Origin of the sequence: Hyalangium gracile (assembly GCF_020103725.1) — a bacterium.
In the GTDB taxonomy this organism is placed as follows: Bacteria; Myxococcota; Myxococcia; order Myxococcales; family Myxococcaceae; genus Hyalangium; species Hyalangium gracile.
In genome coordinates, this window is the sequence record NZ_JAHXBG010000004.1 from 346,915 (window position 1) to 371,838 (window position 24,924).

At 68.7% G+C, this 24,924-nt stretch carries 22 protein-coding genes; 8 read left to right on the top strand and 14 right to left on the bottom strand.

Going from position 1 to position 24,924, the window contains the following annotated elements:
- Positions 1-14: 14 nt before the first annotated feature.
- The 3 genes from KY572_RS10290 to KY572_RS10300 all read left to right on the top strand — a co-directional run bounded on the left by KY572_RS10290 (position 15) and on the right by KY572_RS10300 (position 4,019).
- Positions 15-2,330, top strand: a complete 2,316-nt coding sequence (locus tag KY572_RS10290; RefSeq protein WP_224242371.1) for a Kelch repeat-containing protein — start codon at positions 15-17, stop codon at positions 2,328-2,330.
- Positions 2,331-2,475: 145 nt separating this feature from the next.
- The gene (locus KY572_RS10295; RefSeq protein WP_224242372.1) at positions 2,476-3,249 is read left to right on the top strand and encodes an SDR family NAD(P)-dependent oxidoreductase; all 774 of its coding nucleotides are present in this window, start codon (positions 2,476-2,478) and stop codon (positions 3,247-3,249) included.
- 155 nt (positions 3,250-3,404) lie between these two features.
- Positions 3,405-4,019, top strand: a complete 615-nt coding sequence (locus KY572_RS10300; protein ID WP_224242373.1) for a hypothetical protein — start codon at positions 3,405-3,407, stop codon at positions 4,017-4,019.
- A gap of 297 nt (positions 4,020-4,316) precedes the next feature.
- On the opposite strand, the gene KY572_RS10305 is transcribed toward KY572_RS10300, so the two are convergent.
- A complete protein-coding gene (locus tag KY572_RS10305) occupies positions 4,317-4,955 on the bottom strand; it encodes an MXAN_6652 family MXYO-CTERM-anchored protein (RefSeq protein WP_224242374.1) in 639 nt (212 codons plus the stop codon).
- Between the two features lie 48 nt (positions 4,956-5,003).
- Positions 5,004-7,091, bottom strand: coding sequence for a prolyl oligopeptidase family serine peptidase (locus tag KY572_RS10310; RefSeq protein ID WP_224242375.1), 2,088 nt, complete (start codon positions 7,089-7,091; stop codon positions 5,004-5,006).
- 122 nt (positions 7,092-7,213) lie between these two features.
- On the opposite strand from KY572_RS10310, the gene xylB reads away from it, so the two are divergent.
- Positions 7,214-8,662: a xylulokinase gene (gene xylB / locus KY572_RS10315; protein WP_224242376.1), complete on the top strand. Its 1,449-nt coding sequence runs from the start codon at positions 7,214-7,216 to the stop codon at positions 8,660-8,662.
- 5 nt (positions 8,663-8,667) lie between these two features.
- Here the strand turns inward: xylB and KY572_RS10320 are convergent, their stop codons facing one another.
- From KY572_RS10320 to KY572_RS10345, 6 genes are read right to left on the bottom strand one after another with little or no spacing between them, the layout of a single operon-like run.
- Complete coding sequence (locus tag KY572_RS10320; protein ID WP_224242377.1) at positions 8,668-9,657, bottom strand: carbohydrate kinase family protein; 990 nt, start codon at positions 9,655-9,657, stop codon at positions 8,668-8,670.
- 14 nt (positions 9,658-9,671) lie between these two features.
- Entirely contained in the window at positions 9,672-11,168 is a 1,497-nt protein-coding gene (locus tag KY572_RS10325; RefSeq protein ID WP_224242378.1) for a mannitol dehydrogenase family protein, read from the bottom strand.
- A 10-nt stretch (positions 11,169-11,178) separates the two neighbouring features.
- Positions 11,179-12,261 carry an ABC transporter ATP-binding protein gene (locus KY572_RS10330; protein ID WP_224242379.1) on the bottom strand — a complete coding sequence of 361 codons (1,083 nt, stop codon included), beginning with the start codon at positions 12,259-12,261 and terminating at the stop codon, positions 11,179-11,181.
- Positions 12,262-12,275: 14 nt separating this feature from the next.
- A complete protein-coding gene (locus KY572_RS10335) occupies positions 12,276-13,109 on the bottom strand; it encodes a carbohydrate ABC transporter permease (RefSeq protein WP_224242380.1) in 834 nt (277 codons plus the stop codon).
- 11 nt (positions 13,110-13,120) lie between these two features.
- On the bottom strand, positions 13,121-13,996 hold the full coding sequence (locus tag KY572_RS10340; RefSeq protein WP_224242381.1) for a carbohydrate ABC transporter permease: 876 nt from the start codon (positions 13,994-13,996) through the stop codon (positions 13,121-13,123).
- Positions 13,997-14,041: 45 nt separating this feature from the next.
- The gene (locus KY572_RS10345; RefSeq protein WP_224242382.1) at positions 14,042-15,367 is read right to left on the bottom strand and encodes an ABC transporter substrate-binding protein; all 1,326 of its coding nucleotides are present in this window, start codon (positions 15,365-15,367) and stop codon (positions 14,042-14,044) included.
- A gap of 110 nt (positions 15,368-15,477) precedes the next feature.
- Here KY572_RS10345 and KY572_RS10350 point away from each other — a divergent pair, with 110 nt between their 5' ends.
- From KY572_RS10350 to KY572_RS10360, 3 genes are all read left to right on the top strand, one after another.
- Positions 15,478-16,764, top strand: coding sequence for an Ig-like domain-containing protein (locus KY572_RS10350; RefSeq protein WP_224242383.1), 1,287 nt, complete (start codon positions 15,478-15,480; stop codon positions 16,762-16,764).
- 72 nt (positions 16,765-16,836) lie between these two features.
- Positions 16,837-17,271 carry a DUF3574 domain-containing protein gene (locus tag KY572_RS10355; RefSeq protein ID WP_224242384.1) on the top strand — a complete coding sequence of 145 codons (435 nt, stop codon included), beginning with the start codon at positions 16,837-16,839 and terminating at the stop codon, positions 17,269-17,271.
- A gap of 20 nt (positions 17,272-17,291) precedes the next feature.
- The gene (locus KY572_RS10360) at positions 17,292-17,750 is read left to right on the top strand and encodes a GNAT family N-acetyltransferase (protein ID WP_224242385.1); all 459 of its coding nucleotides are present in this window, start codon (positions 17,292-17,294) and stop codon (positions 17,748-17,750) included.
- 36 nt (positions 17,751-17,786) lie between these two features.
- Here the strand turns inward: KY572_RS10360 and KY572_RS10365 are convergent, their stop codons facing one another.
- The 5 genes from KY572_RS10365 to KY572_RS10385 form a co-directional block, all read right to left on the bottom strand.
- Positions 17,787-18,290, bottom strand: coding sequence for a DUF4334 domain-containing protein (locus KY572_RS10365; protein ID WP_224242386.1), 504 nt, complete (start codon positions 18,288-18,290; stop codon positions 17,787-17,789).
- Positions 18,287-19,414: an NAD(P)-dependent alcohol dehydrogenase gene (locus KY572_RS10370; protein ID WP_224242387.1), complete on the bottom strand. Its 1,128-nt coding sequence runs from the start codon at positions 19,412-19,414 to the stop codon at positions 18,287-18,289. The genes KY572_RS10365 and KY572_RS10370 overlap by 4 nt, the downstream gene beginning before the upstream one ends.
- 87 nt (positions 19,415-19,501) lie before the next feature.
- The gene (locus KY572_RS10375) at positions 19,502-19,687 is read right to left on the bottom strand and encodes a hypothetical protein (RefSeq protein WP_224242388.1); all 186 of its coding nucleotides are present in this window, start codon (positions 19,685-19,687) and stop codon (positions 19,502-19,504) included.
- Positions 19,688-19,689: 2 nt separating this feature from the next.
- The gene (locus tag KY572_RS10380; protein ID WP_224242389.1) at positions 19,690-20,052 is read right to left on the bottom strand and encodes a hypothetical protein; all 363 of its coding nucleotides are present in this window, start codon (positions 20,050-20,052) and stop codon (positions 19,690-19,692) included.
- 56 nt (positions 20,053-20,108) lie between these two features.
- On the bottom strand, positions 20,109-20,543 hold the full coding sequence (locus KY572_RS10385; protein WP_224242390.1) for a hypothetical protein: 435 nt from the start codon (positions 20,541-20,543) through the stop codon (positions 20,109-20,111).
- Positions 20,544-20,872: 329 nt separating this feature from the next.
- Here KY572_RS10385 and KY572_RS10390 point away from each other — a divergent pair, with 329 nt between their 5' ends.
- Positions 20,873-23,500, top strand: coding sequence for a metallophosphoesterase (locus KY572_RS10390; protein WP_224242391.1), 2,628 nt, complete (start codon positions 20,873-20,875; stop codon positions 23,498-23,500).
- A 90-nt stretch (positions 23,501-23,590) separates the two neighbouring features.
- Here the strand turns inward: KY572_RS10390 and KY572_RS10395 are convergent, their stop codons facing one another.
- A complete protein-coding gene (locus tag KY572_RS10395) occupies positions 23,591-24,883 on the bottom strand; it encodes a prolipoprotein diacylglyceryl transferase family protein (protein WP_224242392.1) in 1,293 nt (430 codons plus the stop codon).
- Between the last annotated feature and the right edge of the window lie 41 nt (positions 24,884-24,924).

Sequence of the window (24,924 nt, forward strand, 5' to 3'; positions counted from 1 at the left end):
GGAGAAGGAACCCTATGAAGAAAGCATGCACTCACCTGATGCTGGCGCTCACGGTCGCGCTGCTGGCAGGTTGCTCGGCATCGTCCCCCGACACAGGCTCGGCGCGCTTCGCCGTCTCCGCGCCCCAAGCCCTCTCCTCCAGCCTCGCCCGGGTCTCCGTCACCTCCAGCGCTGCGGACATTCCCACCGTGACCCTGGACCTCGCGCTCTCCAATGGCGTGTGGGGCGGCATCATCGGCGACATCCCCGCGGGTGCCGACCGCTCCTTCCATGCACGGGCCTTCGACGCCACGGGCACCCTGCTCTTCGAGGGCTCCGCCTCGGGCATCACCATCTCCGCGAACCAGATGTCGCTCGTCGCCATCACCCTCCAGCAGCTCAATCCACCGCCTCCCTTCGACAACGAGGCCCCGCTCATCGACTCCCTGTACGCCACCGCCACCTCCGTGCCAGCGGGTGACCTCATCTTCTTGAGAGCCACCGCGCATGATCCCAACCCTGGCGATACCCTCACCTACGCCTGGAGCGCCACCGCGGGCTCCTTCGGCTCTCCCTCCAGCGATTCCACCTGGTGGACGGCTCCCACTTCCACTGGCATCCAGACCCTCACCCTCACCGTGACGGACTCTCGGGGCCTGTCCTCCAGCATTGCCCTGGCCGTCAACGTCACCCACAGCGGAGGCGAGGGCGATGCGCTGCTGTCCATCTCCTTCAACAGCTCACCCGTGGTGGCCTCGCTCAGTGCGGCTCCCACGCGGCTGGCCGTGGGGCAGACGACGGCTGTCTCCGTCTCCGCTTCCGATCCGGATGGCGACAGCCTGTCCTACTCCTGGAGCGCCACCTGCGCCGGTTCCTGGAGCAATGCCTCCTCCAGCTCGGCTCAGTTCACCCCTTCGCTGCTGCCCGCTGGGGCCTGCAACAACTGCCGCCTGACGGTCTCCGTCTCGGACGGGAACGGAGCCGCGACCACCGGCTCCGTCGCCCTGTGCGTCAGCAACACGCCTCCCACCAACCACCTCGCCCCTGTCATCGTCCGCTCCTATCGCTCCTCGGACACCGCCTCCCTGGGGCAGGTGCTCACCTATGAGGTGGTGGCCAGCGATCCGGAGGGTTCCGCCCTCAGCTTCTCGTGGGAAGCCAATCTCGGCACGCTGGGCACACCCACCCACGACGTCTCCCGCAGCCGCATCTCCTGGACGGCGCCCTCCTCCTGCATCAGCACGGGCGCTCCCCCCACCATCACCGTCACCGTGACCAATGCCTTCAACCTCACCGCATCCCGGAGCTTCACGGTGAGGGGGCTGCCGACCTGTCAGGCGCATTGGATCTACACGGGCTCCATGACCGAGCGTCGCTCGAGCCACACGGCGACGCTGTTGACCAGTGGCAAGGTGCTCGTCACGGGGGGCGGAAGAGATGAGGACTTCTTCCTCGCCGAGGCGGAGCTGTACGACCCGGCCACGGGCACCTGGAGCCCCACTGACGCGATGAGCGATCTTCGCGCCGCCCACACGGCGACACTGCTGCCCGACGGCAAGGTGCTCGTCACGGGGGGAGCCAACAACATGTTCGGCGAGCTCGAGACGGCGGAGCTGTACGACCCGGCCACGGGCACCTGGAGCCCGGCCAGCCCCATGGGCGAGGGCCGCTACTTCCACACCGCGACGCTGCTGCCCGACGGCAAGGTCCTCGTGGCGGGCGGAATCGGCCCGAGTGCCAACCCCGAGGTGGCGGAGCTATATGACCCGGCCACGGACACCTGGAGCCAGACCGGCGCCATGGCCGAAGCTCGCTGGGCCCACACGGCGACGCTGCTGCCCGATGGCAAGGTCCTCGTGGTGGGGGGCATCGGTCAGGGCTATGTCCGTCTCGCGACCGCGGAGCTGTACGACCCGGCCACGGGTACCTGGAGCCCGGCCGGCGCCATGGCCGAGGCTCGCGCCGACCACACGGCGACGCTGCTCCCCGGCGGCAAGCTTCTCATCACAGGTGGAGATGGGGATGGTTTCGTCACTCTGGCGACGGCGGAGCTGTATGACCTGGCCACGGGGACCTGGAGCGCGGCCAGCGCCATGACCGAACCTCGAGAGAGCCACACGGCGACGCTGCTGTCCGACGGAAAGGTCCTCGTGGCGGGGGGCTTCAGTGACGACGCCCTCGCGACGGCGGAGCTGTACGATCCGGCCACGGACACCTGGAGCCCCACCGACTCCATGGCGGACCCTCGCAGTGGCCACACGGCGACGTTGCTACCCAACGGGCAGGTGCTCACCGCGGGAGGGGGCACCACCGATGGCTGGCTCTCGACGGCGGAGCTGTATACGCCCTGAGCCCTGGGCGCCATCCGCTGCACGGGCCACCACGGCCCGTGCAGCGGCGTCACCGCGCTGAACCCCGGGTGCTAGTGCGGCTGACGCGCTCTCTCTAGTATCCGCGTTGGCTGGAGCACCAGCCGACCTCGAGAGGGAGCACATCATGAAGCGGTTGCAGGACAAGGTCGCGGTCATCACCGGCGGCGGCAGTGGCATCGGAGCGGCGACGGCCGCCCTCTTCGTCCAGGAGGGCGCCCGGGTGCTGCTGGTGGGCCGGAACGCGGAGAAGCTCCGCAAGACGGTGCAGACGATCAACCACGAGAACGTCACCTATGCCGTGGCGGATGTCTCCCAGGTCGAGGACACCCAGCGCTACCTCCGCGAGACGGTGGAGCGTCACGGCGGGCTCGACATCCTGGTGAGCAACGCGGGCATCCAGGGGGAGTTCGCTCCCATCTCCGACATCTCCGTGGAGGCCTTCGACTCGGTGATGGCCATCAACGTGCGCGGGACGTGGCTGGCCATCAAGTACGCGTTCCCCGAGCTGCGCAAGCGCGGCGGCGGGAGCATCATCCTCACCTCCTCGGCGGGAGGGCTCGGCGGGATGGGGATCTCCTCGCCGTACGTGGCCAGCAAGCACGCCGTCGTGGGGATCGCGCGCGCGGCAGCGATCGACGGCGCGCCCCACCGCATCCGGGTCAACGCGGTGTGCCCGGGCCCCGTCGACAACGACATGATGACCAATGTGGAGCGGATGATGGGAGCCGGCCACGAGGCCGAGGTGCGGGCCTGGGTCGCCGGGCGCGTGCCCCTCAAGCGCTTCGCCTCCAACGAGGAGGTCGCCAGGCTGAACCTCTTCCTCGCCAGCGAGGACAGCAGCTACTGCACCGGCGGCGCCTACACCGTGGACGGTGGCTGGTCCTCCAGCCTGCCCTGAGTACGTCACACAGCGGTGGCTGGCGCAGTGGTGCGTGATGCAGCGCCCGTTGGGACCGTTGCTGTCGGAGCTACATGCCCGAGTTTTTTTCTCGGGCCTCCAGTCATCGTCGCCTCTCGGTTGGATGGGGGCCAACGCGATAGCCTGTGGCCTCCATGAGCGATGACTCCTTCGATGTTCAAGCAGCGGCTGAGCGATTCTGGAGCGCCTTTCTGGCGCTCGTGGCACCGCTGCGGCCCGGTTTCGAGGAATCCCCGAGGAGACTCTTCGAGGCGGTGGAGCAGGCACTTCAAGATGCTGGCTTCGACCTCGCCTTTGATGTCACCGCGGACAGGGACTCGACCGTCCTGCTCATTCTCACTCCGGAAGGGGACGCGGAGGTCGCGCGTGTCGTCGACGCCATCGTCGCGTGCGCACCCACCCTTCCGGGATGGCGGGTATTCGGACGCCGGCAGCGCGTACGCTCCTGGCGCGATGCGTTGACCCTCGTCGGCAGCATCGCGGATGTGGACCTGGGGGACGCCCGGTTCTGGATGTCCCCGCCTTCACCTGGCGGTATCCACATCTCGATGGTCGCGGCGGCGCTCGGCGACTTCGAGCCACGGAGTGCCCGAACGGTGGCCATGCTGACGCTTCACCACCTGCTCGGCGAGGCACTCGTGATGCGGGTGGTCCGCGAAGTCTCGGCCTCCGCCACGGACCAGCAAGGCCGAGAGTACATGTCTCCGGAGAAGCTGGTCCTGACGCTGCTTGCCAACAACGAGGAATGAGCCCTGGAGCATGAAGCGCGGCACGGAGGGCCTCCCACTGCGCGGCATGCGTCGGTGTGGCCAGAGATGACTTGTCCTGGCTGAGTCGCGGCTCATCGGGCGGCTGTCGCTGCGCGCGGGGGGCAGCTGCCTGGAGCCCACCGGGAAGCTTCGTCCGCTGTTCGGCCTCAGGCTCGATGCCCTTCGCCAGGCGGTGGCTCGGCGTGTCCGCTCTCCGCAGGAGCTTCGAGGCGAGCACGACCACCGGTCCTCTCGCATCCCTTCGTCTGAGCGCCGTCTTCCGACGGTTGCGAGCGCTCAGCTCCGGCGGCGCCGGAACAGGGCCAGGCCCGCCAGCAGGAGGCCCCAGGCTGGCGCGCTCCCAGCGGCGGCGCATCCGCCACCGTTGTCCTTCTCACCCTCTTCTTCCTCTTCTTCGCCTGGGACATCGACGGGCGTGCCCTTGCCCACCGTCACACTCAGTTGCGTGGCCGCGGCCCTGTCTCCATCGCTGCCCAGATCTCCGTTGGAGGAGTTGCCCGCCGCGAAGAGCTTGAGGGTGACATCCTTCGCGGGCGCGACGAGCGTGAAGCTGAAGCGCAGCTCCCCGGCGGTGAAGGGCTGGGCAGCGGAGTGCGTCAGCTCGGTCCCCAGCTTCTTCATCCCGGTGGCGCCGGCCTGGAGGCTGGCCTCCGCGTTGTCCACGGCGATGTTCAGCCCTCCCGTCTTCGCGGCGCCGCCTTGGATGATGAAGGTGTACTGGCCCGTGGCCCCGGGCTCCAGGGTCGCGGGGCCCTCGAGCGCCACGGTGGGGATCGCTCCCCCCCTGTGACACGTGTTGCACGTCGTCCCGTCCTTGCCGGACTGGCCGGTGATGCCCGTGCTGGTGGCCAGGGCAGGAGAGGACCACAGCGCCGAGATGGCGAACACACTCGCGATACGGAACAGAGGATTCATCGAAGCTCCAAGAGAGGGGGAGAGCCTCGCGGGGCTCGTGCTGGGCTGTCAGGGCGTCGTGAGCGGCGAGACATCGAGCGCCCAGCAGTAGAAGCTCAGCTCGTCGACGTCCTGCTCGATGAGCGCCGTCAGCGTGGTGCCGCCGCCGTGTCCCGAGTCCCGGAGCGGCAGCAGGAAATAGGGGCCGCCCTGAGTGGCCTCCGCCTGGAGCCTGGCGACCATCTTGAGCGGATCGTGCGGCGGCGCGATGCGGTCGTTCAACGCCGACACGAAGGTCATCACCGGGTAGCGGCGGTCGGCTCGGACGTTGTGGTACGGCGAGTAGCCAGCGAGATACGCGCCCTCGACGGGATCGTCGGGCGAGCCGTATTCGATGACCGCCGAGCTCATGTGGCCGAACGTCGGGAAGCGCAGCATGTCGAGGGTCGGCGCACGGCAGTAGACGGCTCCGAAGGCCTCGGGCGCTTGCATGGCGGCGACGGCGACCAGCAGGCCGCCGTTGCTGTTGCCTCGCGAGACGAGCCTGGAGGGAGTCGTGTAGCCCGCGGAGACGAGCCAGCGCGCCGCGGCGATGTAGTCGTCGAAGGCGTTCTGCCGCCGCGTCTTGCAGGCCGCCTCGTGCCAGGCGCGGCCGTATTCGCCGCCTCCTCGCACGTTGGCGAAGGCGAGCACGCCGCCCAGCTTCAGCCAGGTGGCGTGGAGCGCCGAGAAGCGTGGCTCCAGCGCGATGTTGAAGCCTCCGTAGCCGTTCAGGCGCACGGCCTGCCGGCCATCGCGAGGCACTCCCTTGCGGTGGACGATGAACATCGAGACCCGCGTTCCATCGAGCGACTCGTACCAGACCTGATCCGTCACGTACTCGGAGGCGTCGAGCCCGACGTCGGGGACATGGTACGGCGACAGGCGATCCGTCGCGTAGTCGTACCGATAGACCGACGGCGGCTGCACGTACGACATGAAGCTCACCCACACCTCGTCACCGCTCCAGGCGCCGCTGATGCCGCTGACGATGCCTTCTCCCTCGTTGCGATTCACCGAGCCCAGGGCTGGCAGCGCGAGATCGCGCAGCCACGTGCCGTCCTCGGCGTGGATGCGCACGCGGTGCGACGCCGCATGCGAGTAGACGGCGTAGAGCCGGCCGCCGACACCCGTGACCGTCTGCAGCGTGTCCTCGCTCTCGGGGATGAGCGTTCGCCACTGCGTGGGCGCCGACAGCGGCGCGATACAGAGCCGGCCGCGTGGCGCGTCGAGGTCGGTCTGGACGAGCAGCGAGTCGTCGATCACCTGCACTTGATTGAGCGACCGCATGTCCGGAGCCACCGGCACGAGCGCGTCATCGGCGAGCCGTAGCAGGGAGACGACGTTGGCGTGCACGTAGTCCCACTTGTAGAGCACGGCGAAGCGGCGGCACTCACTCATCTTGACGGAGCACCAGTACTCCTTGTCCCGGTCATCGCCGAACACCCGGCGAGCCGGTGCCCCCGACCCGAGCCGGTGCTCATAGATGGCGTTCCAGTGAGCCTCGTCGCCCGGCGGCACCTCTCCCGGTTCGGGACACGCGGCATAGAAGAACCCGGACGCGTCGGGCCTCCAGGCCACCGACGTGTGCATCGTTCCTCGGGGCCGGTCGGGAAGCAGCTTCCCCGTCTCGACGTCGAGCACGTGGATCACCGCGGCATGGGTGCTTCCGACGGACTTGCCGAAAGCGACTCGAGCACCGTCGGGGGAGGGCACGGCGAAGACCAGGGCCTCGTTGCTCGCCCAGGTGTTGGGGTCGAGCAGCGTCTCGAGCGGCGCGCCCTTGCCACGCCGGAGCATGAGCTTGAGCTTGTCGTCGCTGGCATCCGCCTGCCAGAGAAACTCGCGACCGTTCGGCCCTGCGGGAATCGGCGGCGAGCGCCTCGCATGGCGCGTGGAGCGAGCGACTGCTGCCCGCAGCTCGTCGCGTCCCGGCATCGTGCGCAGCACCCCGTGCGTGACGGCCTCCTGCGCCGAGATCCACGCCTGGGTCTCCTCGGAGTCGAGCCGCTCGAGCCAGGTGTAAGGGTCGTCGAACCGCCTGCCGTGCAGCGTGTAGCCGCTCTCGGGATCGCGTCGCGTCGGGGGAAACTCCAGGGGCCGGTTCAGGGGCTTCATCGGGAACTCACGAGCAAAAGGACGAAGAGCTCTCTACTGATGCTTGACCTGGAAAAGTAGATATCCGCCGCTGAGGATACGTAAAACCGAAGCTCGTTCGATGTCAGTCAAGGGGAGCGCGCGTGTACCTCGGCATCGATGTGGGGACGTCGTCCGTGAAGGCGGTACTCGTGGATGCCCAGGAGCGCATCCTCGCCAGTGCCAGCGTGGCCCTGGAAGTCACTCGGCCGCGCCCAGGCTGGTCCGAGCAGGAGCCGGATGCCTGGGTGCGTGGCTGTGAACTCGCGCTGGACGAGCTCGCGGCCTCCCACCCGGCGGAGCTGGCGGCCGTCGAGGGCATCGGCCTGTCCGGTCAGATGCACGGCGCCACCCTGCTTGGTGCTGATGACCGGCCGCTGCGTCCCGCCATCCTGTGGAACGATGGCCGCTCGCAGGCCGAGTGCCCCGAGCTGGAGGAGCGCTGCCCCCGCTCCCGGGAGATTGCCGGCAACATTGCCATGCCTGGCTTCACCGCGCCCAAGCTGCTGTGGGTCGCCCGGCACGAGCCGGATGTCTTCTCCCGCACGCGCAAGGTGCTGCTGCCCAAGGACTATCTCCGCCTGTTCCTCGTGGGCGAGCACGTCTCGGACATGTCGGACGCCGCCGGGACGCTCTGGCTGGATGTGGCCCGTCGCGCCTGGTCCGAGGAGCTCCTCGCGGCCACCGGGCTCCAGCTCTCGCACATGCCACGGTTGGTGGAGGGCTCGGAGCGCTCCGGCCAGTTGCGGCCCGAGCTGGCTCGGCGCTGGGGCATGACGCGCTCGCCCGTGGTGGCGGGCGGTGGAGGAGACAACGCGGCCAGTGCCATCGGTATCGGCGCGGTGCGGCCTGGCGAGGCCTTCGTCTCCCTCGGAACGTCCGGCGTGCTCTTCGTCTCCAACGCACGCTTCTCCCCAAACACGGAGGGCGCGGTGCACGCCTTCTGCCACGCCGTGCCCGGCACCTGGCACCAGATGGGAGTCATCCTCTCCGCCGCGGCGAGCCTCGAGTGGTTGTCCACGCTGCTCAGCGAGCCTGCGCCCTCGCTCGTCGCCGCCCTGGGAGAGCGCGTCCAGGCTCCCTCTCCCGTGAAGTTCCTTCCCTATCTCTCCGGCGAGCGCACGCCGCACAACGATGCCTCGGCTCGGGGCGCGTTCGTGGGACTGGCTCATGGAGACGGCCGCGCGGCGCTGACCCAGGCCGTCCTGGAGGGCGTGGCCTATGCCTTCGCCGACTGCCTGCGGGTGCTCTCGGAGGCGGGGACACAGGTGGCTCGCGCTTCGGCCGTGGGCGGTGGCTCCCGCTCACCCCTGTGGCTGAAGATCCTCGCGAGCGTGCTGAACCGGCCGCTGGACGTGCACGCGGAAGGTGACTTTGGCGGCGCGTTCGGAGCCGCCCGCCTGGGCCGGCTCGCGGCCACGGGCGAGGACCCTTTCAAGCTCGCGGTGCCTCCCCCCGTGGCTCGAACGATCGAGCCCGATGCGGCGCTCGTCCACCGCTATGCCCAGGAGTACCCGCGCTGGCGCCGTCTGTACCCCGCGCTCCGGGAGTGAGCCCCTCAGCCAGCGGAGGGCCGTGCCTCGGCCGCCAGCGCGGCGAGGTCCGCCCGCCGGGGCAGCGCGGCGTAGGAGCCGGGCCGGGTCACCGTGAAAGCCCCACAGCGGCAGGCCAGCTCGAGGGCCCGCGTCAGCTGCTCCCTGTCCGCGGCCCAGGCGGCCAGCGTGTCCCGGGTGAGCCGCGCTTCCACCACCGCGGAGAGCAGCCCGCCGATGAAGGCATCTCCCGCGGCCGTGGTGTCCACGACCTGGACCTTGGGCGGAGTCACCTGAAACCGGCCCTGCGCCGTCACGGCCGTCACGGGCTTGCCTCCGTCGGTGATCACCACCAGCACGGCGCCCCTGGCCCGCCGCTCCTCCAGCCAGCGCTCCTCGGGCACGCCGTTGCGCAGCAGCTCCAGCTCTTCGCTCGCCAGCTTGATGAGCTGCGCCCTGTCCAGCAGGGCGGTGACGCGGGCGATGTCCACGCGGTGGCCGGGCCACAGGTTGGGGCGGAGGTTGGCATCCACGCTGATGAGCGCTCCCGCGGCGGCAGCCCGGTCGGCCACCGCGAAGGTGGTGGCGGTGATGGCCTCCTCGGTCAGCGTGTTGGAGCACAGGTGCAGCAGCGCCTGAGCGTCGAACAGGTTCGCGGGGAGGTGCTCGGGGCGGTAGAGCAGGTCGGCCGAGGGCGGCCGGTAGAAGTCGAAGCGGCGCTCGCCCGAGGCATCCCGCGAGACGAAGGCCAGCGCGGTCTTCGCCTGGTCCGTGCGCTCCACGTGGCGGATGTCCACCCCGTGCGAGGCGAGCTCTCCGAGGATGAAGTCCCCGAAGCGGTCCTTTCCCAGCATGCCCACGAAGAGGCTCGGCACCCCGAGCCGGGCACAGGCCACGGCGACGTTGGCCGGTGCCCCTCCCGCGTAGGGCGTGAACGTCTCCGGCGCGGTGGAGTCTCCCAGCCGGCTGGACAGCATGTCGACCAGCGCTTCACCGAAGGCGATCAGTCGCGTCATGGCGGGCGGCTCCCTCAGGCGGCGGGCGGGGAAGGGTGCTTCGCGTTGAGCTCCCGGAGCGTCGCCACCACGCCCTTCGCATCGAGCTGCTTGCGCAGGTCCAGGTACAGGTCGACGAAGCCCTGGTGCGCCGGCATCCGGGGGCCGACGAGCTCGGGAATGCCGAGCAGCGTCATCGGCGAGTCGCTCGGGACGACCTTCTCCAGCACCACGCGCGCGTTGGGCTCGTTGATGGGATAGCGCTCGCCCTTCTCGTCCGCGCCGCCTCGCAGGTAGCGATCATAGGCCGCGAGGAAGAACGCGATGCGATGGTAGGGGCGGCCCTTCTCCAGGATGAGGTTCACCGTGGGCAGCAGGAAGCCCGGAATCTTCGAGCCGCCATCGATGCACAGCCGCGCCAGCTGATCCCCCACGGCCTGGTTGGAGAAGCGCCGGATCAGCGTGGCCTTGTACTCCTCGAGCTCGAGCCCGGGGAGCGAGCGCAGCCACACGCCCGCGTCATGGTCGAGGAAGTCGCGCAGGTAGCCCGAGAAGAGCGGGTCGCGCAGGGCTTCGTCCACCTTGCGGTACCCCGAGAGGTAGGCCGGGTACGAGAGCATGGTGTGGCTCGCGTTGAGCAGGCGGATCTTCGCCTCCTCGTACGGAGACACGTCCTTCGTGATCATCACGCCCCCGGCCTCCCACTCCGGGCGGCCGTTGCGGAAGTCGTCCTCCAGGACCCACTGGATGAAGTCCTCGCAGATGACGGGAGCGCCGTCGTCGACGTTGGTCAGCTCGCGCAGCCGCTTGCGAGTGGCATCATCCGTGGCGGGGGTGATGCGGTCGACCATGGCGTTGGGGAAGCCCACCTCCTTCTCGATCCACGCGGCGAGCCGCGGGTCTCGCGCCTGGGCGAAGGCGACGCAGGCCTTCCGGGCCTGGACGCCGTTGTGCCGCAGGTTGTCGCAGGACATCACCGTGAAGGGCTGCACGCCCGCCTTGCGCCGGCGGTCCAGCGCCTCGATGAGATAGCCGAACACGCCCTTGGGCTCGTGGGGGTGCGCGAGATCCTCCACCACCGAGGGGTGCTGGAGGTTGAAGCGGCCCTGCGCGTCGATGAGGTAGCCGCCCTCGGTGATGGTCAGCGAGACGATGCGGATGTCCGGGTGGCTCAGCCGGTCGAGCACCGCCTGGGGCTGCTCGGGCGCGTAGAGGTACTCCACCATGGCCTCGACGACACGCGAGACGTGGGTGCCATCCGGAGCCATCTCGCTCACCGTATAGAGCCCATCCTGGCGCTTCATGACGGCGGCCATGGAGGCGTCCTGTGGCAGCAGGTTGATGCCGCACAGGCCCCAGGCCTCGTGGCCGGGCCGCGAGAGGATCCGATCGAGGTAGATGGCCTGGTGCGCGCGATGGAAGCCGCCCACGCCGATGTGCGCGATGCCCGCGCGCAGCTTGCTCCGGTCATAACCAGGGCGGACGATCGACTTCGGCAGCGAGGAGAGGTGAGCCTGATCCAGGGTATGCATGGAGGGACGCTCAGGAGTGAGCAGGGTGGTGGAGTGCAACGCCTTGGGAGTCGAAGACATGGAAGTGGCGGGGCTGGATGAGCGCCGAGGCCTGCGTGCCCTCCAGCCTGCCCACCTCCGCGGGACAGCGCACGGTGATGCGGCCGATGTTCGGCACCGCCAGGTAGGCGTAGGCGTCGCTGCCCAGCCGCTCGATGACCTCGACCTTGCCGTCCAGGGTGCCCTGCCCGGGCTGGGCCAGTGAGAGCTGCTCGGGGCGCACCCCGATGGTCACCCTGGCGCCCTCGTCGAGCCGCGCCAGGCCTTCCGGCACCGCCAGGGAGGCGCCATTGCCCAGCACGAGCGCTCCGCCCTTCGCGGTGGCCTCCAGGAAGGCCATCTGTGGCATCCCCAGGAAGCCCGCGACGAACCGGTTGGCGGGGCGGCGGTAGAGCTCCTGCGGCGGCCCGATCTGCTCGATGTTCCCCGCGTTGAAGATGACGACCTTGTCGGCCAGCGTCATCGCCTCCACCTGGTCGTGGGTGACGTAGATCATCGTCGCCTGGAGGGCCTGGTGCAGCCGGGCGATCTCCAGCCGCATCTGCACGCGCAGCGAGGCATCCAGGTTGGACAGCGGCTCGTCGAACAGGAAGATGCGCGGCTCGCGGACGATGGCGCGCCCGATGGCGACACGCTGACGCTGGCCGCCGGAGAGCGCCGCCGGCTTGCGGTCCAGCAGGGGCTCCAGCTCCAGGGTGCGCGCGGCGCGCTGGACCTTCTCCTCGATGACCTTGGGGTCCGTCTTGGCCAGGTCCAGCGCGAAGGACATGTTCTGCCGCACCGTCATGTGCGGGTAGAGGGCGTAGGACTGGAACACCATCGCCAGGTTGCGCCTGGCGGGGGGCAGGTCCGTGATGGGCTGACCATCGAGGGTGATCTCTCCGGAGGTGGCTTCCTCCAGCCCGGCGATCAGACGCAGCAGCGTGGACTTGCCACAGCCGGAGGGGCCCAGGAAGACGCAGAACTCACGGTCCTCCACGCGCAGGTCCACGCCCTTGATGACGCGGGTCTCTCCGAACGACTTGGTGAGGGATTGGATGTCGAGACGTGCCATGAGTGGAGCTCCGCTTACTTGACCGCGCCGAAGGTCAGACCGCGAACGAGCTGCTTCTGAGAGAGCCAGCCCAGCACCAGGATGGGGGCGCAGGCGAGCGTGGAGACCGCGGACAGCTTGGCCCAGAACAGGCCCTCGGGGCTGGCGAACGAAGCCACCAGCGCGGTGAGGGGCGCGGCCCGGGTCGTCGTCAGATTCAGCGACCAGAAGGCCTCGTTCCAGCTGAGGATGAGCGACAGCAGCGCCGTGGAGGCCAGCCCGCCCCGGCTCACCGGCAGCAGCACCCGGATCATCTCCTGCGAGGTGGTGGCGCCGTCCATCCGCGCCGCCTCGAGGATGTCCTTCGGGATGTCGCGGAAGTACGTGTAGATCATCCACACCATGATGGGCAGGTTGATGAGCGCGAACACCACGACGAGCAGGATGCGCGAGTCCAGCAGCCCCAGGTCCCGCGACAGCAGGTAGATGGGCACCAGCACGCCCACCCCGGGCAGCATCTTCGTGGAGAGCATCCACATCAGCGTGCCCCGGGTGCGCGCGCTCGGGTGGAAGGCGAAGCTATAGGCGGCGGGGATCGCCACCAGCATGCCCAGCAGCGTGGCCCCGCCGCTGGTGAGCAGCGAGTTCCAGGCGTAGTGCAGGTACTGGGTCCGCTCGAAGATCTCCCGGTAGTTCTCCAGCGTGGGCCCGAAGAACAGGTCCGGAGGCATGGAGAACGCCTCCAGCTCCGTCTTGAAGCTGGTGAGCACCATCCAGAAGATGGGGAAGAAGATGATGAGGGCCACCAGCCAGGCGCCCACCGCCCGTGCGGTCTCCGCCACGCGACGTCGTTGTTTGAGCTTCGACATGGAGGAGGCTCCTAGGCGTCGAGGGATTTGCCGACCAGCCGGATGAGGAAGTAGGCGACGACGTTGGCCAGGACGACGGCGAAGAGGCCACCCGCCGAGGCCGCGCCCACGTCGAACTCGAGCAGGGCCTGGGTGAAGATGAGGTAGGGCACGTTGGTGGTGGCGTCCCCGGGGCCTCCGCCGGTGGTGGTGAAGATCTCCGCGAAGATGCTCAGCAGGAAGATGGTCTCCACCATCACCACCACGGCGATGGGCCGAGCCAGGTGCGGCACCGTCAGGTAGCGGAAGATGGCCACCGGCGTGGCCCCATCCATCTGCGCGGCCTCCTTCTGCTCCTGGTTCATCGACTGCAGCGCCGTCACGAAGATGAGGATGGCGAAGGGCAGCCACTCCCAGGCGACGATGAGGATGATGGACAGCAGCGGCCAGTCCGCGAACCAGTTGACGGGCGTCATGCCGAACAGCTGGGACACCCAGGCGAACAGGCCGGACACCGGGTTCATCAGCAGGTTCTTCCACACCAGCGCGCTGACGGTGGGCATGACGAAGAACGGAGAGATGAGCAGGATCCGCACGATGCCCTGCCCCGGGAAGCTCGCATCCACCAGCACGCTGATGAGCACTCCGCCCACCACCGTGATGACCAGCACGCTGCCCACCAGCAGCAGCGTGTTGCGGACGCTCGTCCAGAAGCTCGGGTAGGTGAAGAAGTAGGCGAAGTTCTCCAGCCCCACGAACGCCGTTTTGCCGGGGTAGAGCAGGTTGTAGTACTGCGTGGAGAAGTACAACGTCATGGACAGCGGGACGATCATCCACGCGAACAGCATGATGATTGCTGGCGAGGCCGTGAGCCATCCGACACGGCGTGGGGAACTGGAGACGCTCATCACGCACTCCTGCTGGAAAGGGATTGAAGCGGAAAGGAGTCGCGCTCAGCGGTCGTAGTAGCCCGCGCGAGCCATGGTGCGCCGGACCGCCTTCTTCGACGTGTTCAGCACTTCGTCCACGTCGGCCGTGCCCGCCAGCGCTCCGGAGATGAGGCGGCCCACCAGCGTGGCCACCGCCTGGAACTCCGGGATGGTGGCGAACTGCACGCCCGTGTACGGCACGGGCTGGAGCGTGGGGGAGGTGGGGTCCGCGGTGCGGATGGCCTCCAGGGTGACCTGGGCGAAGGGCGTGGCCTTGAGGTAGGCCTCGGACGCGTAGGTGGACAGGCGCGTGCCCGGGGGCATCGCCGAGACGCCATGGCGCTGGGCGACGAGCTGGCTGTACTCGCGCGAGGTGGCCCAGCCGATGAAGTCGCGCGCGGCCTCCACCTGCTTCGAGCTGGCGGGGATGGCCAGGGCCCACGTCCACAGCCAGGACGAGCCCTTGTGCGTCACCGCGCGCGGAGCCTTGGTGAAGCCCACCTTGTCCGGCACCTGGCTCTGGGTGGGATCGGTGACGAACGAGCCCGCCACGCTGGCATCCACCCACATGCCACACTTGCCCGCGTTGAAGAGCGTCAGGTTCTCGTTGAAGCCGTTGCTGCTCGGCCCGGGCGGACCATACTTGCTCAGAAGGTCAACGTAGAAGTTCACGGCCTTGTGCCACTCGGGGCTGTCGATCTGCGGCTCCCACTTCTCGTCGAACCAGCGCCCGCCAAAGCTGTTCACGATGGTGGTGATCAGGGCCATGTTCTCGCCCCAGCCGGCCTTGCCTCGCAGGCAGATGCCGTAGAGGCCACGCTCCGGCGCGTGCAGGGCCTGCGCGAAGCCGCGGATCTGCTCCCACGTGGGCGCGTCGGGCATCTGCAGGCCCTTCGCCGCGAACAGGTCCTTCCGGTAGAATGTGATGGAGCCCTCCGAATAGAAGGGCAGCGCGTACAGGTGGCCGTCGTCGCTCAATTGCTTGCGTACGTTGGGCATGAGGTCATCCAACCCGTAGCTGGCGGGCATGGAGTCCAGGGGCACCAGCCAGCCCTGGCGGCCCCACATGGGGGCCTCGTAGGCTCCGATGGTGATGACGTCGAACTGGCCACCTCCCGTGGTGATGTCCGTCGTCAGGCGCTGCCGCAGGGTGTTCTCATCCAGCACCACCCAGTTGAGCTGCACTCCGGGATGCGTGTCCGCGTAGACCTTTGACAAGGTTTGCATCCGCACCATGTCACCGTTGTTCACGGTGCCGATGGTGAGTGTGGTCTGGGCCCGCGCGGTATTGAGGCTCAACACCAGCCCAAGCAGCAGGACGGCATCGTGGAAGTGATTGCGCCTCTGCATGCGGTGCCTCCGGCTGAGCGACCTGCAGCGTAGGCCCCTGTTTCCTAAAACCACGCATCACTATGGGTCCTAGGTGCCATCTGTTAGAAGCTGGACACACTGGAGGATACATGCGCAGTAGTTCGTCCCGGCTTCTTCTCTTCTGGGTGTTCGTCGGTCTGTGGAGCGTTGCCTGTGGCGAGGACTCCGCTCCTGGCAACCAGCCCCCGACCCTCACGGGCCCGACCGCGCAGACGCCGGAGGTGCGCTCCGGCGCCCCGGTAGCGCTCACCCTGGAGGCCACGGATCCGGACGGGGATGCGCTCACCTATGCCTGGGGCCAGACTCCTCCGTCTCCGGCGGGTACCTTCAGCGATGCCGCCAGCGCCACGCCGAGCTGGACGGCTCCCCAGGTGACGGTGGAGACCCAGTTCCAGCTTGGCGTCACGGTCTCGGATGGGAAGAACGGCTCCGTCCACAAATCCGTGACGGTGCGTGTCCTCCCGCCGCTGCCCGCCAACCGGGCTCCGGTGCTCTCCCAGGCGCCCATGGCCTCTCCCTCTTCCGTGACGGGTGCCGCGTCCGTCCAGCTCTCGGTGGCTGCGAGCGACCCGGACGGAGACACGCTCTCCTATGCATGGAGTCAGGTGTTTCCCGCCGCCCCGATGGGGACGTTCAGCAGCGCCTCCTCGGCCAACCCCACCTGGACGGCCCCGAACGTGAGCGCAAACAGCGTCTACGCGCTGCGTGTCACCGTGACGGACGGGAAGGGCGGCAGTGTGCAGGGCACCGTCGAGATCAACGTCGGCGTCAGTCAGGGGAATCGGCCGCCCACCGTGGCCGCCAGCATCACCGGCCCCAGCACACTGCTGGCGGGTGACACGGGCACGTTCTCCCTCACCGCGAGCGATGCGGATGGCGATCCGCTCACCTGGTCGTGGACCCAGTCGGCTCCGGCCACGCAGGGAACCTTCATGGGCTCCACCACCAGCTCGAGCGCCCAGTGGTTCTCGCCCGTGGTGGCCACGCAGACCTCCTTCACCCTCTCGGTGACGGTCACCGATGGCAAGAGCCCCGCGGTGGCCCGCACCCTCACCGTGCCCGTCACGGTTCCTCGCTACACCGACGTCCAGAAGACCTGGGAGGCGGTGCCCTGCACGAGCTGCCACGGCACGGCCGGAGGCGTGAACCTCCGGTTCGGTATGAGCTACGCCAGCCTGGTCAATGTGAACGCCAACGCGTGTGGCCTGAAGCGGGTGGTGCCCGGCGATCCGAACAACTCGGCGATCGTCCTCAAGATGGAAGGCAATGCCTGCGGCACCCGCATGCCCTCCAACGACCAGGCCTATTTCGATGACAACCCTGGCATGGTGGTCCGTGTGCGCTCGTGGATTCTCGCGGGCGCCGCCAACGACTGACCCTCATGGCGGGCGTGCGTGCCTGCTAGAATGCCCGGCTCGACGTTCCCTTCCGCGTGAGGATGGTCGATCTTGCACTCAACCCTGTCCCTGAAGCGCCTCTCCACCGCGTTCTCCCTTCCGCTCCTGCTGACCCTGGGGCTGGCCACCACCGCCTGCGGTGACGGCGAGGACTGTGCCGTGGGCTCGGAGCAGTTCCGCACGGAGCTGTTCTTCGGCCTCGACCGCGAGAACGCCGCGCCCATCAGCGAGGCCGAGTGGCAGAACTTCGTCGACACCTCCGTCACGCCCCGCTTCAAGGACGGGCTGACCATGTTCGACGCCAACGGTCAGTACCTCATGGACAACGGCACCCTCGTCCATGAGAACAGCAAGGTCATCGTCCTGCTCCACGATGGCGCCAAGGCCCGCTCCCAGGACATCGACACCATCCGCGAGGAGTACAAGAGCCGGTTCTCCCAGGAGGCCGTGCTCCGCGTGGACTCCACCTCCTGCGTGGCCTTCTGAGCCTGTCCCCAATGCAACCCATGCCTCCCGTCCTCTTCCGCACCGCTGTGGCGAAGGATCTCCCCACCATCCTGGCCCTGCTGGCCGATGACGCCATCGCGCGCGAGCGCAAGGGCTACGTCGTCGAGCCCACGCCCGCGCTGGCAGCCGCATTCGACGAGATTGCGGCGGACCCCAACAACGAGCTGCTGGTTGGGGAGCAGGAAGGAGAGGTGGTGGCCTGCCTGCAGCTCACGTACATCCCGGGCCTGAGCCGTGGTGGGATGCGACGCGCGTTGGTGGAAGCGGTGCGCGTGCGCGGTGACCTACGGGGGCAGGGCGTAGGGGCTCGGCTGATGGATGAGGCCTTTGCCCGTGCCCGCGCGCGTGGCTGCGGCCTCATGCAGCTGACCACCGACAAGCGTCGGCCGGCGGCTCACCGCTTCTACGCACGGCTCGGCTTCGAGGCTACCCACGAAGGGATGAAGCGCGCTCTCTGAACGGGCCCCCGAGAGGGTGACGAGAGACAGCCGCCGTCATGCTCGCGCGGGCGGCGGCCCCAGCGCGAAGGGGGCGCTGGCGCGCTCGAGCACGAAGTAGAAGTGGCGACCCTCGTGGAGCACGTTCTTGCCGTTCATGATGCCCATCAGCGTGCGGTCGTCGACCTTCTTGAAGTGATCGAAGGTCGGCGCTCCGTCGTAGGCCATGGTCGCGGTGACCTCGCCGCGGAACTCGATCATCCAGACGCTCGCCTCTCCCTTGCCCAACTCCCGATGGGAGAAGAGCGAGCCGTCGGGAGCGCGGCACACGAGCGGCTGCACGTCCAGCGGTCCGCCGAAGTGCTTGCCGACCCAGCCCACCTTCCCCAGCAGCTTCGACAGCGGGTGCCCCGTCGCGAGGTCCGCGCCTTGCCAGCTCCCCCAGAGGTCGTCGAGCGACGCCGGAGGGAGCTCCTTCCAGAACGCATCGAGCTCAGCGGTGTCTCCCCGCTCTCGAGAGCGGAGCACGTCGAGGCGATTCCGCGCGGCCGAGGGACTCATTCGATTCCTCCGAAGGTCAAGACGGGTTTGAGGACCGACCCGTCGCGCATCTTCGCGAGCGCTTCATCGAGCCGATCGAAGGCAAAGGTCCGCACTATCCGCTCCAGGGGGAGCTGCCCGGCACGCCACATGCGCACCAGCTCGGGGATGAACGCCTGCGGGTCGGCATCTCCCTCGATGATGCCGACCAGCGTCCGCCCGTAGAGCAGGTGCGTCTGGCTGATCGACACCGGGTTGGCGCCGCCACGAAGCGCGAGCGTGGCGCACACACCGGGCGTGCCGAGCGCGTGCAGGGCCTGGGTGATCACCGCCTGCGTCCCCACGGTGTCGATACAGAAGTCGAGCCCTCCCCCGAGCGCCTTCCTGAGCCCCGAGCCGCGCTCGCCGACCTCGTCCGGCGCCAGCGCGTGGGTGGCTCCCAGCTCGAGCGCGAGCTGGCGCCGCGAGGGCAGCGGGTCGACCACCACGATGGGCGAGCAGCGCGCCGCGACGGCGGCCATCAGCGCGCCCGCACCCACCGCTCCCGCGCCGAAGATGGCGATGCCCTGGCCGGCCGAGGCCTTCAGCGCTCGCAGCACGGTTCCAGCGCCGGTCTGGATGCCGCAGCCCAGCGGCGCCAGCAGCGCGAGTTCATTCGAGCGCGGCACTCGGACCGCGTTTCGCTGGCTCGCGACCGCGATTGACGCGAGGGAGGACTGCCCGAACCAGCCTCCATGCACGGGCCCCGCTGCGTCGCGCAGCGTCGTGGTCCCATCGGAGCGCGCGCAGGCGTAGTTGAGCGCGCGTGCGTGGTTGCAGTACCCCGGCAGGCCTCGCTGGCAGGCGGGGCAGGCGCGGCAGGCATCGAAGCTGAGCACCACGTGGTCGCCCGGCTCGAGCGCTGTCACCGCCGAGCCTCGCTCCAGCACCACGCCCGCGCCCTCGTGCCCCAGCACGATGGGCAGCGGCACCGGGACGACGCCTTCCATCGCCGAGAGATCGGTGTGGCAGATGCCGGCGCCCACCATCCGCACGAGGACCTCGTCGGGGCGAAGCGCGTCGCAGACGATCTCGGTGCGCTTCAGCGAGCCTCCGACCTCGCGCAGAACGGCCGCGGTCCCCGTCCGACTCGCTCGCTCCAGCATCCGTCACCCTCCCGCAGAGGCTTGTTGGCAGGGTGTACAATAACAGCGCTCGGAGCTCCCCGCGAGCATTCCCGACATCTCGGGCGCTCAGGGAGCCGGAACGCGCTCGACCGACAGCTCGGCGAAGTTGACGTCGAGCAGCTTCGGCTGGTCGAACTCGAAGCCCTTCACCTTTCCCCCGTCGACGCGGACGTGCGGCATGGCGATGTTCTTCGCCGCCTTCAGGTCTCGATAGAAGGCATTGGCGAATGCCTCGTCGCCGTACCTCGCCACCCTCAGTCCAGGTAGCCCCAGCGGTCTTCCTCGAAGACGTAGTAGGGGCGTCCGAAAGGTATCCGGTCCGTCCAGCCCAGCACGTGCCTGGGCGGCTCGGACGCCGCGTCATAGGTGAAGCCGAAGTGCGGGCCGTCGTACAAGGCCCTGGGCAGCGAGGGGAGGAACTCCGGGATGAGCTCCTCCAGCTTCTCGGGAAGCCGGCCCTCCTTGCGCTCGAAGGCGCGACAGGCGGCGATGATTCGCTCCGCGTTCTGACGGGCCCGCTCGCGGCCGGCCCGCTGGGGCAGGAGCATGGAGACGAGCTGCAACGCGCCACTCACCACACTGAAGAGCCGGCGAACGGGGCCACCTCGTCGAGACATGTTCAGCGCTCCTTTCGGGTGGACGCTACACCCTCCGGGCGCGGCTCCTCACAGGCTTATCGCCGCTGAGCCAGGCGCCCGCCCAGCCATCCGCAGGGAAGGGAGCTCGCGGCCAGGGCGATCGGGTACCAGCCCGGCCCGGCGCCCCACATCGCCACCGCGCCCGCGATGCTCAGGACCAGCCCGATGATGCCCAGCACCATCGAATGCCACATTGGCCGTGTCGGCGCGAGGCGGGCGGTGAGGTAGCAGCCAGCCACCTGGTAGATGAACCGGTACGAGAAGGCGAACAGGAACAGCCCGTCGGACATGGGGGGCGCGTCCATCGGGGGGAACACACCGGTGGCGTGCATCACCACGTCGGTCACCGTGGACGTCACGAAGATGGCCACCAGCCCCGCGAGCACGGCGCCGATGCGGCGGAGCCCCTGGCGCGGGGCGTCAGGGTGCGAGGGGGAGCGGGACGGCTGAAGGGCAGTGGCGGCAACCATGGGATTCTCCAGGGTAGGGCGCCCTCATTGGCGCTTTCACCCGGGAGTCGGAGCCGGGGATTTCTCCTCGACATCGCCCTCGCCGATTTTTTTACCTGGGCCCAGGTGCTCCAAAATGGTGCACCCCTCCGACAGCAGCGAAGGCACGGGGTCTTCGTGGATCTGCCAGCTCGCTGGAGAGGCACGTAGACTCGAATGGCTTCTGGCAGGGGGTTACGTGGCGCAGCTCAACTGGCCTCATCTTTCGGATCTGCACCTGGGCCTGCGCAGTTCACGGCTGCTGCGCCCCGAATACCGGGAGGCGTTCGAGTTCGATCTGCGGAGGCTTCATGAGCGCTCGGGTCCGTGGCACCCTCGTGCTCTGGGACATGCAGACGGGAGAGCTGGTCAGCACCCTGCCATCCCCGCTGGGCCCCACCACGGTGGTGCATGGCCTGGCCTGGTCTCCCGATGGGCAGACCCTCGCCTGTGGTTGTGAGGGGGACGTCCGCCTCGTGCTGTGGAAGAAGCAGCTCGTGCATCAGCTCTTTCTGCGGGACTCGGCGCTGGCCCTGATGGTGATGGAGCCCGCGCGAGGGGACACCGCGCTGAGCGTCATCGAGGGGTGGAACCAGCGCCTGATGGCCCAGGCGGGAGCGAGGAGCCTCCGCAAGCTGCTGGTAGGCAGCAAGGTGGACAGCGAGCACGCTCCCGAGAATCGCACCGCCATCGAGAGCCTGGTGAGCCGCTGCCAGTTCACCGACTATGTGCCCACCAGCGCCAGGACGGGCCGGGGCATCCCCGAGCTCAAGGCGGCGCTGGAGCAGGCCATCGACTGGGGCTCCATCGAGAAGGTCAGCCGCCCCGAGTTGTTCCAGCGCCTGCGCCAGCACATCCAGCGGCTGCGCGAGGATCGGCGGGTGGTGCTCACCTTCTTCGAGCTGGAGAACGAGCTGCGCCGGCAGATGGGGCGCGACTTCGATCCCGAGGCGCTCCGGGCCGTGGTGGGCCAGCTCAGCCGTCAGGGGCTCGTCGCGGACACCCGCATGGGGGATGGCACGCGGGTGCTCATCCTCGAGGTTGAGCAGGTGGAGCGCTACGCGGGCTCGCTCATCCTCGCCGCGCGGGACAACCCCCACGGCGTTCCCGCACTGGATGCGGCGAAGGTGCAGTCTCCCACGATGCGCTTCCTGCGCATCCTTCCCGAGGAGCGGCTGCGCCGCGACCAGGAGCTGGCGATCCTCGACTGCGTCATCGAGCTGCTGCTCGAGCACGGGCTCTGCCTGCGACACGAGGGGCTGCTCATCTTCCCCTCCTTGTTCCGGCCCGCTCCCACCGAGCCCGGCGCGGAGTTCTCCCACTCCGTGTCGCTGCACTACGACTGCTCCGGTCCCATCGACAACGTCTACGCGTCGCTCATCAGCTGGCTGGCCATCAGTGAGCGCTTCGGCGCCATGCGCCTGTGGGAGGATCGCGCGGAGTTCGGCCGGGCTGGCCTGGAGTCCTCGGGGGTCCGGCGCGTGCAGCGCGGCGGTGCGGAGGGCGGGGGCTTCGCGCGGCTGGACGTCTATTTCGATCCGGGGACACCCGAGGCCACGCGCGAGCTGTTCGTGAACTTCGTCGAGCACCACCTCCGCGAGCACGGGGTGCAGCTGCTGGAGCAGCTCGTCATCACCTGCGCGTGTGGCAATGTCTTCGCGGAGAAGGTCGTCCGGGAGCGCATGGCCGCCGGGCATCCGGACATCGGCTGTCCGGCGTGTGACCGGCGAACGCCGCTCACGCTGGGCGCGCAGCAGGCCCGGGAGCGCAATCCGGAGCTCCTCAAGCAGCTCCAGGCGCTGCGGACCAACATCCGCCAGCAGCGCTCTCAGGACGTCATCGAGGTGAAGGTGGCGATGGAGGAGGCGCGCCGCGTCCAGGTGTCCCAGGAGGTGCCGCTGAGAATCCTCCACCTGAGCGATCTGCACGTCGGGGCGGGCGCGGATCCGCTCAGCCTGCTCCAGCCGCTCGAGGCGGACCTGAAGGACCGGAGCCAGGGGCTTGGGGTGGATCGTCTGGACTACCTGGTCATCTCCGGGGACATCACCAATCGCGCCGCACCCGAGGAGTTCGAGAAGGCCCGTGGGTTCGTGTCCGAGCTCATCGCCCGCTTCGGGCTGACGGCCGAGCGCTGCATCCTCGTGCCGGGCAACCATGATCTGGACTGGGACACGGAGGTCTACATCCGGAAGAAGAGGCGGCAGGTGGATGCCCGCGCGCTCATTCCCGGCGCCTACAAGGAGGATGGGGATGGGTACTACCTTCGGGACGAGGCGAAGTACCCCGAGCGCTTCAGGAACTTCTCGCGGCACTTCTACCACCCGCTGACCCAGCGGGAGTATCCGCTGGCGCCCGAGGAGCAGTGCCTCTCGTTCCTCACGGACTCACGGCTGCAGTTCCTGGCGATGAACTCGGCCTGGGAGATCGACGAGTACTTCACGGAGCGCTCCGGCATCTGCGAGCAGGCGCTGTCTCGCGGGCTCGACGCCGCCAACAGGGAGCTGACCGCGGCTCGTGGGAGGAGAGAGCTTCAGGCGGGGGAGCCAGTCCTTCGGCTGGCCGTCTGGCATCACCCCATCACAGGCAACGAGAAGATCCAGGCCGATGCCTTCATGAGCCGGCTGCTCCAGGCGGACGTGCGGGTCTGCCTCCATGGCCACGTTCACGAGGAGCGGGTCGATCTGATCAACCCCCTTCACCCGGAGCGGCGAATCCAAGTCGTGGGAGCCGGCAGCTTCGGAGCGCCCACCCACCATCGCCCGGAGTCCGTGCCGCGGCTGTACAACCTGCTGGAGATTCCGCGCGACCTGCGGAGCCTGCGCGTCCACACGCGATGCCAGCGCAGGCAAGGCGGCGCCTGGGAAGGGTGGGCGGTGTGGCCCTCCTCTCAGCCCGGTGAGAAGCGGGCCTGGTACGAAGTCACCTTCCCGGGCCTGTAAGGGCCCCTCCGCCTCCTGAGGGTTGAGGGCGGGAGAGCCAATAGCCCCAGTACCGCCTCGAGACGCTGCTCGAAGAACGAGACCGAAGCCTCAGCGGCTGCTCGATGAGAAGTAGGACTGACGGCCGGCACGTGTGGGCATGGGCATGCGCGCGGGAGCCTCAGGCGCTGGCTCCTCGGGGGCCTGGAGCTGCCGCACCACGTTCCCGTAGAGCTCCGTCCAGGCGACCGGCGGCAGGGCCTCGATCGCGGCCGGCGGCGGCAACGCCAGGTAGAGGATGGAGTCCTGCGTGAGGCGGGCCATGCCTGGATCCAGCTTCGGGAAGGCCGTCGCCGCCAGCTCGCAGAGCAGCTCCACCCGAGGGCGCTCCAGGGAGAGCGACAGGGACACATGCGCGGCGCCCGGTGCCCCCGGCGCGGGAGACGCCACCACCGTCACTCCCCGCGACGTCCGCTTGGAGCCAGGTGCGTCCGGCACAGCTTCCTCCAGGCAGGCAGTGGTGGCGCTTCGCACCTCCTCGAGGTGCGCGGGGGCCAGCAGGTGGCGACGCGGCTCCAGGGCGTGCCGGAGGGCCAGCGAGGCCACCATCAGCGCGGCCAGAAAGCCCAGCATGGCCAGGTCGCGCACGTCTGGAAAGCCAGGGCGTGCTCGCTCGATGAGCACGACCGCCAGCGTCACCTCGACGAGCGACATCCACCGGGCCTGCGAGAGCCCGAGCAGGTGCGGACGCTTGTCTCCGCGAAGCCCCTCCAGCCCGAAGCGCATCACCGCATAGCCCATCAGGAACCACACCAGCACGCGGCCCGGCGCCGGCTCGAAGGGCAGCGCCACCAGCCCCACCAGCCCGATGATGGTGAGCCCCACCGCTTCGATGGCCTGCACCGGGAACAGCCGGATCCCCACCAGGTAGCGCGGGAAACCATCGCTCGCGCATGACTCGGGATAGCGGATCCCCAGCGCGGAGGGCTTGCCGTGACAGCACCCCACGAACAGGCACCCCACGCGCCCTCCTGTCAGGAAGAAGGCGAGGCCCACCGCCACCGCATCCAGGTATGCGACTACGGATTCCCCCAGCAGCAGCAGCGTGCCGGTGGCGCAGGCGAGCGCGAACCACACGTGCTCCAGCAGGACGAGCTCCTCGTGGCCCGTGATGGCCCGGCGCAACCAGGTGTAGATGAAGAACGACAGCGCACACACTCCCGAGAGCACCGCCAGCACCAGGAGCGAGCGCCCCGCGATGAGCCCCGCGCCCAGGGTGGTGATGACGGCGACGTAGTAGCCGACGATGCCGCAGGTGCGGTGTACGGGAACCTCGGTGCTGCCCCGACCAAAGCGGGTGCGTGGCAGCGAGTCGAGGAACCGATTGAGCGATTCACCAGCCATGAAGCTCCCCGGTGGATCCGAGAATGCGTGACGCCCCCCGA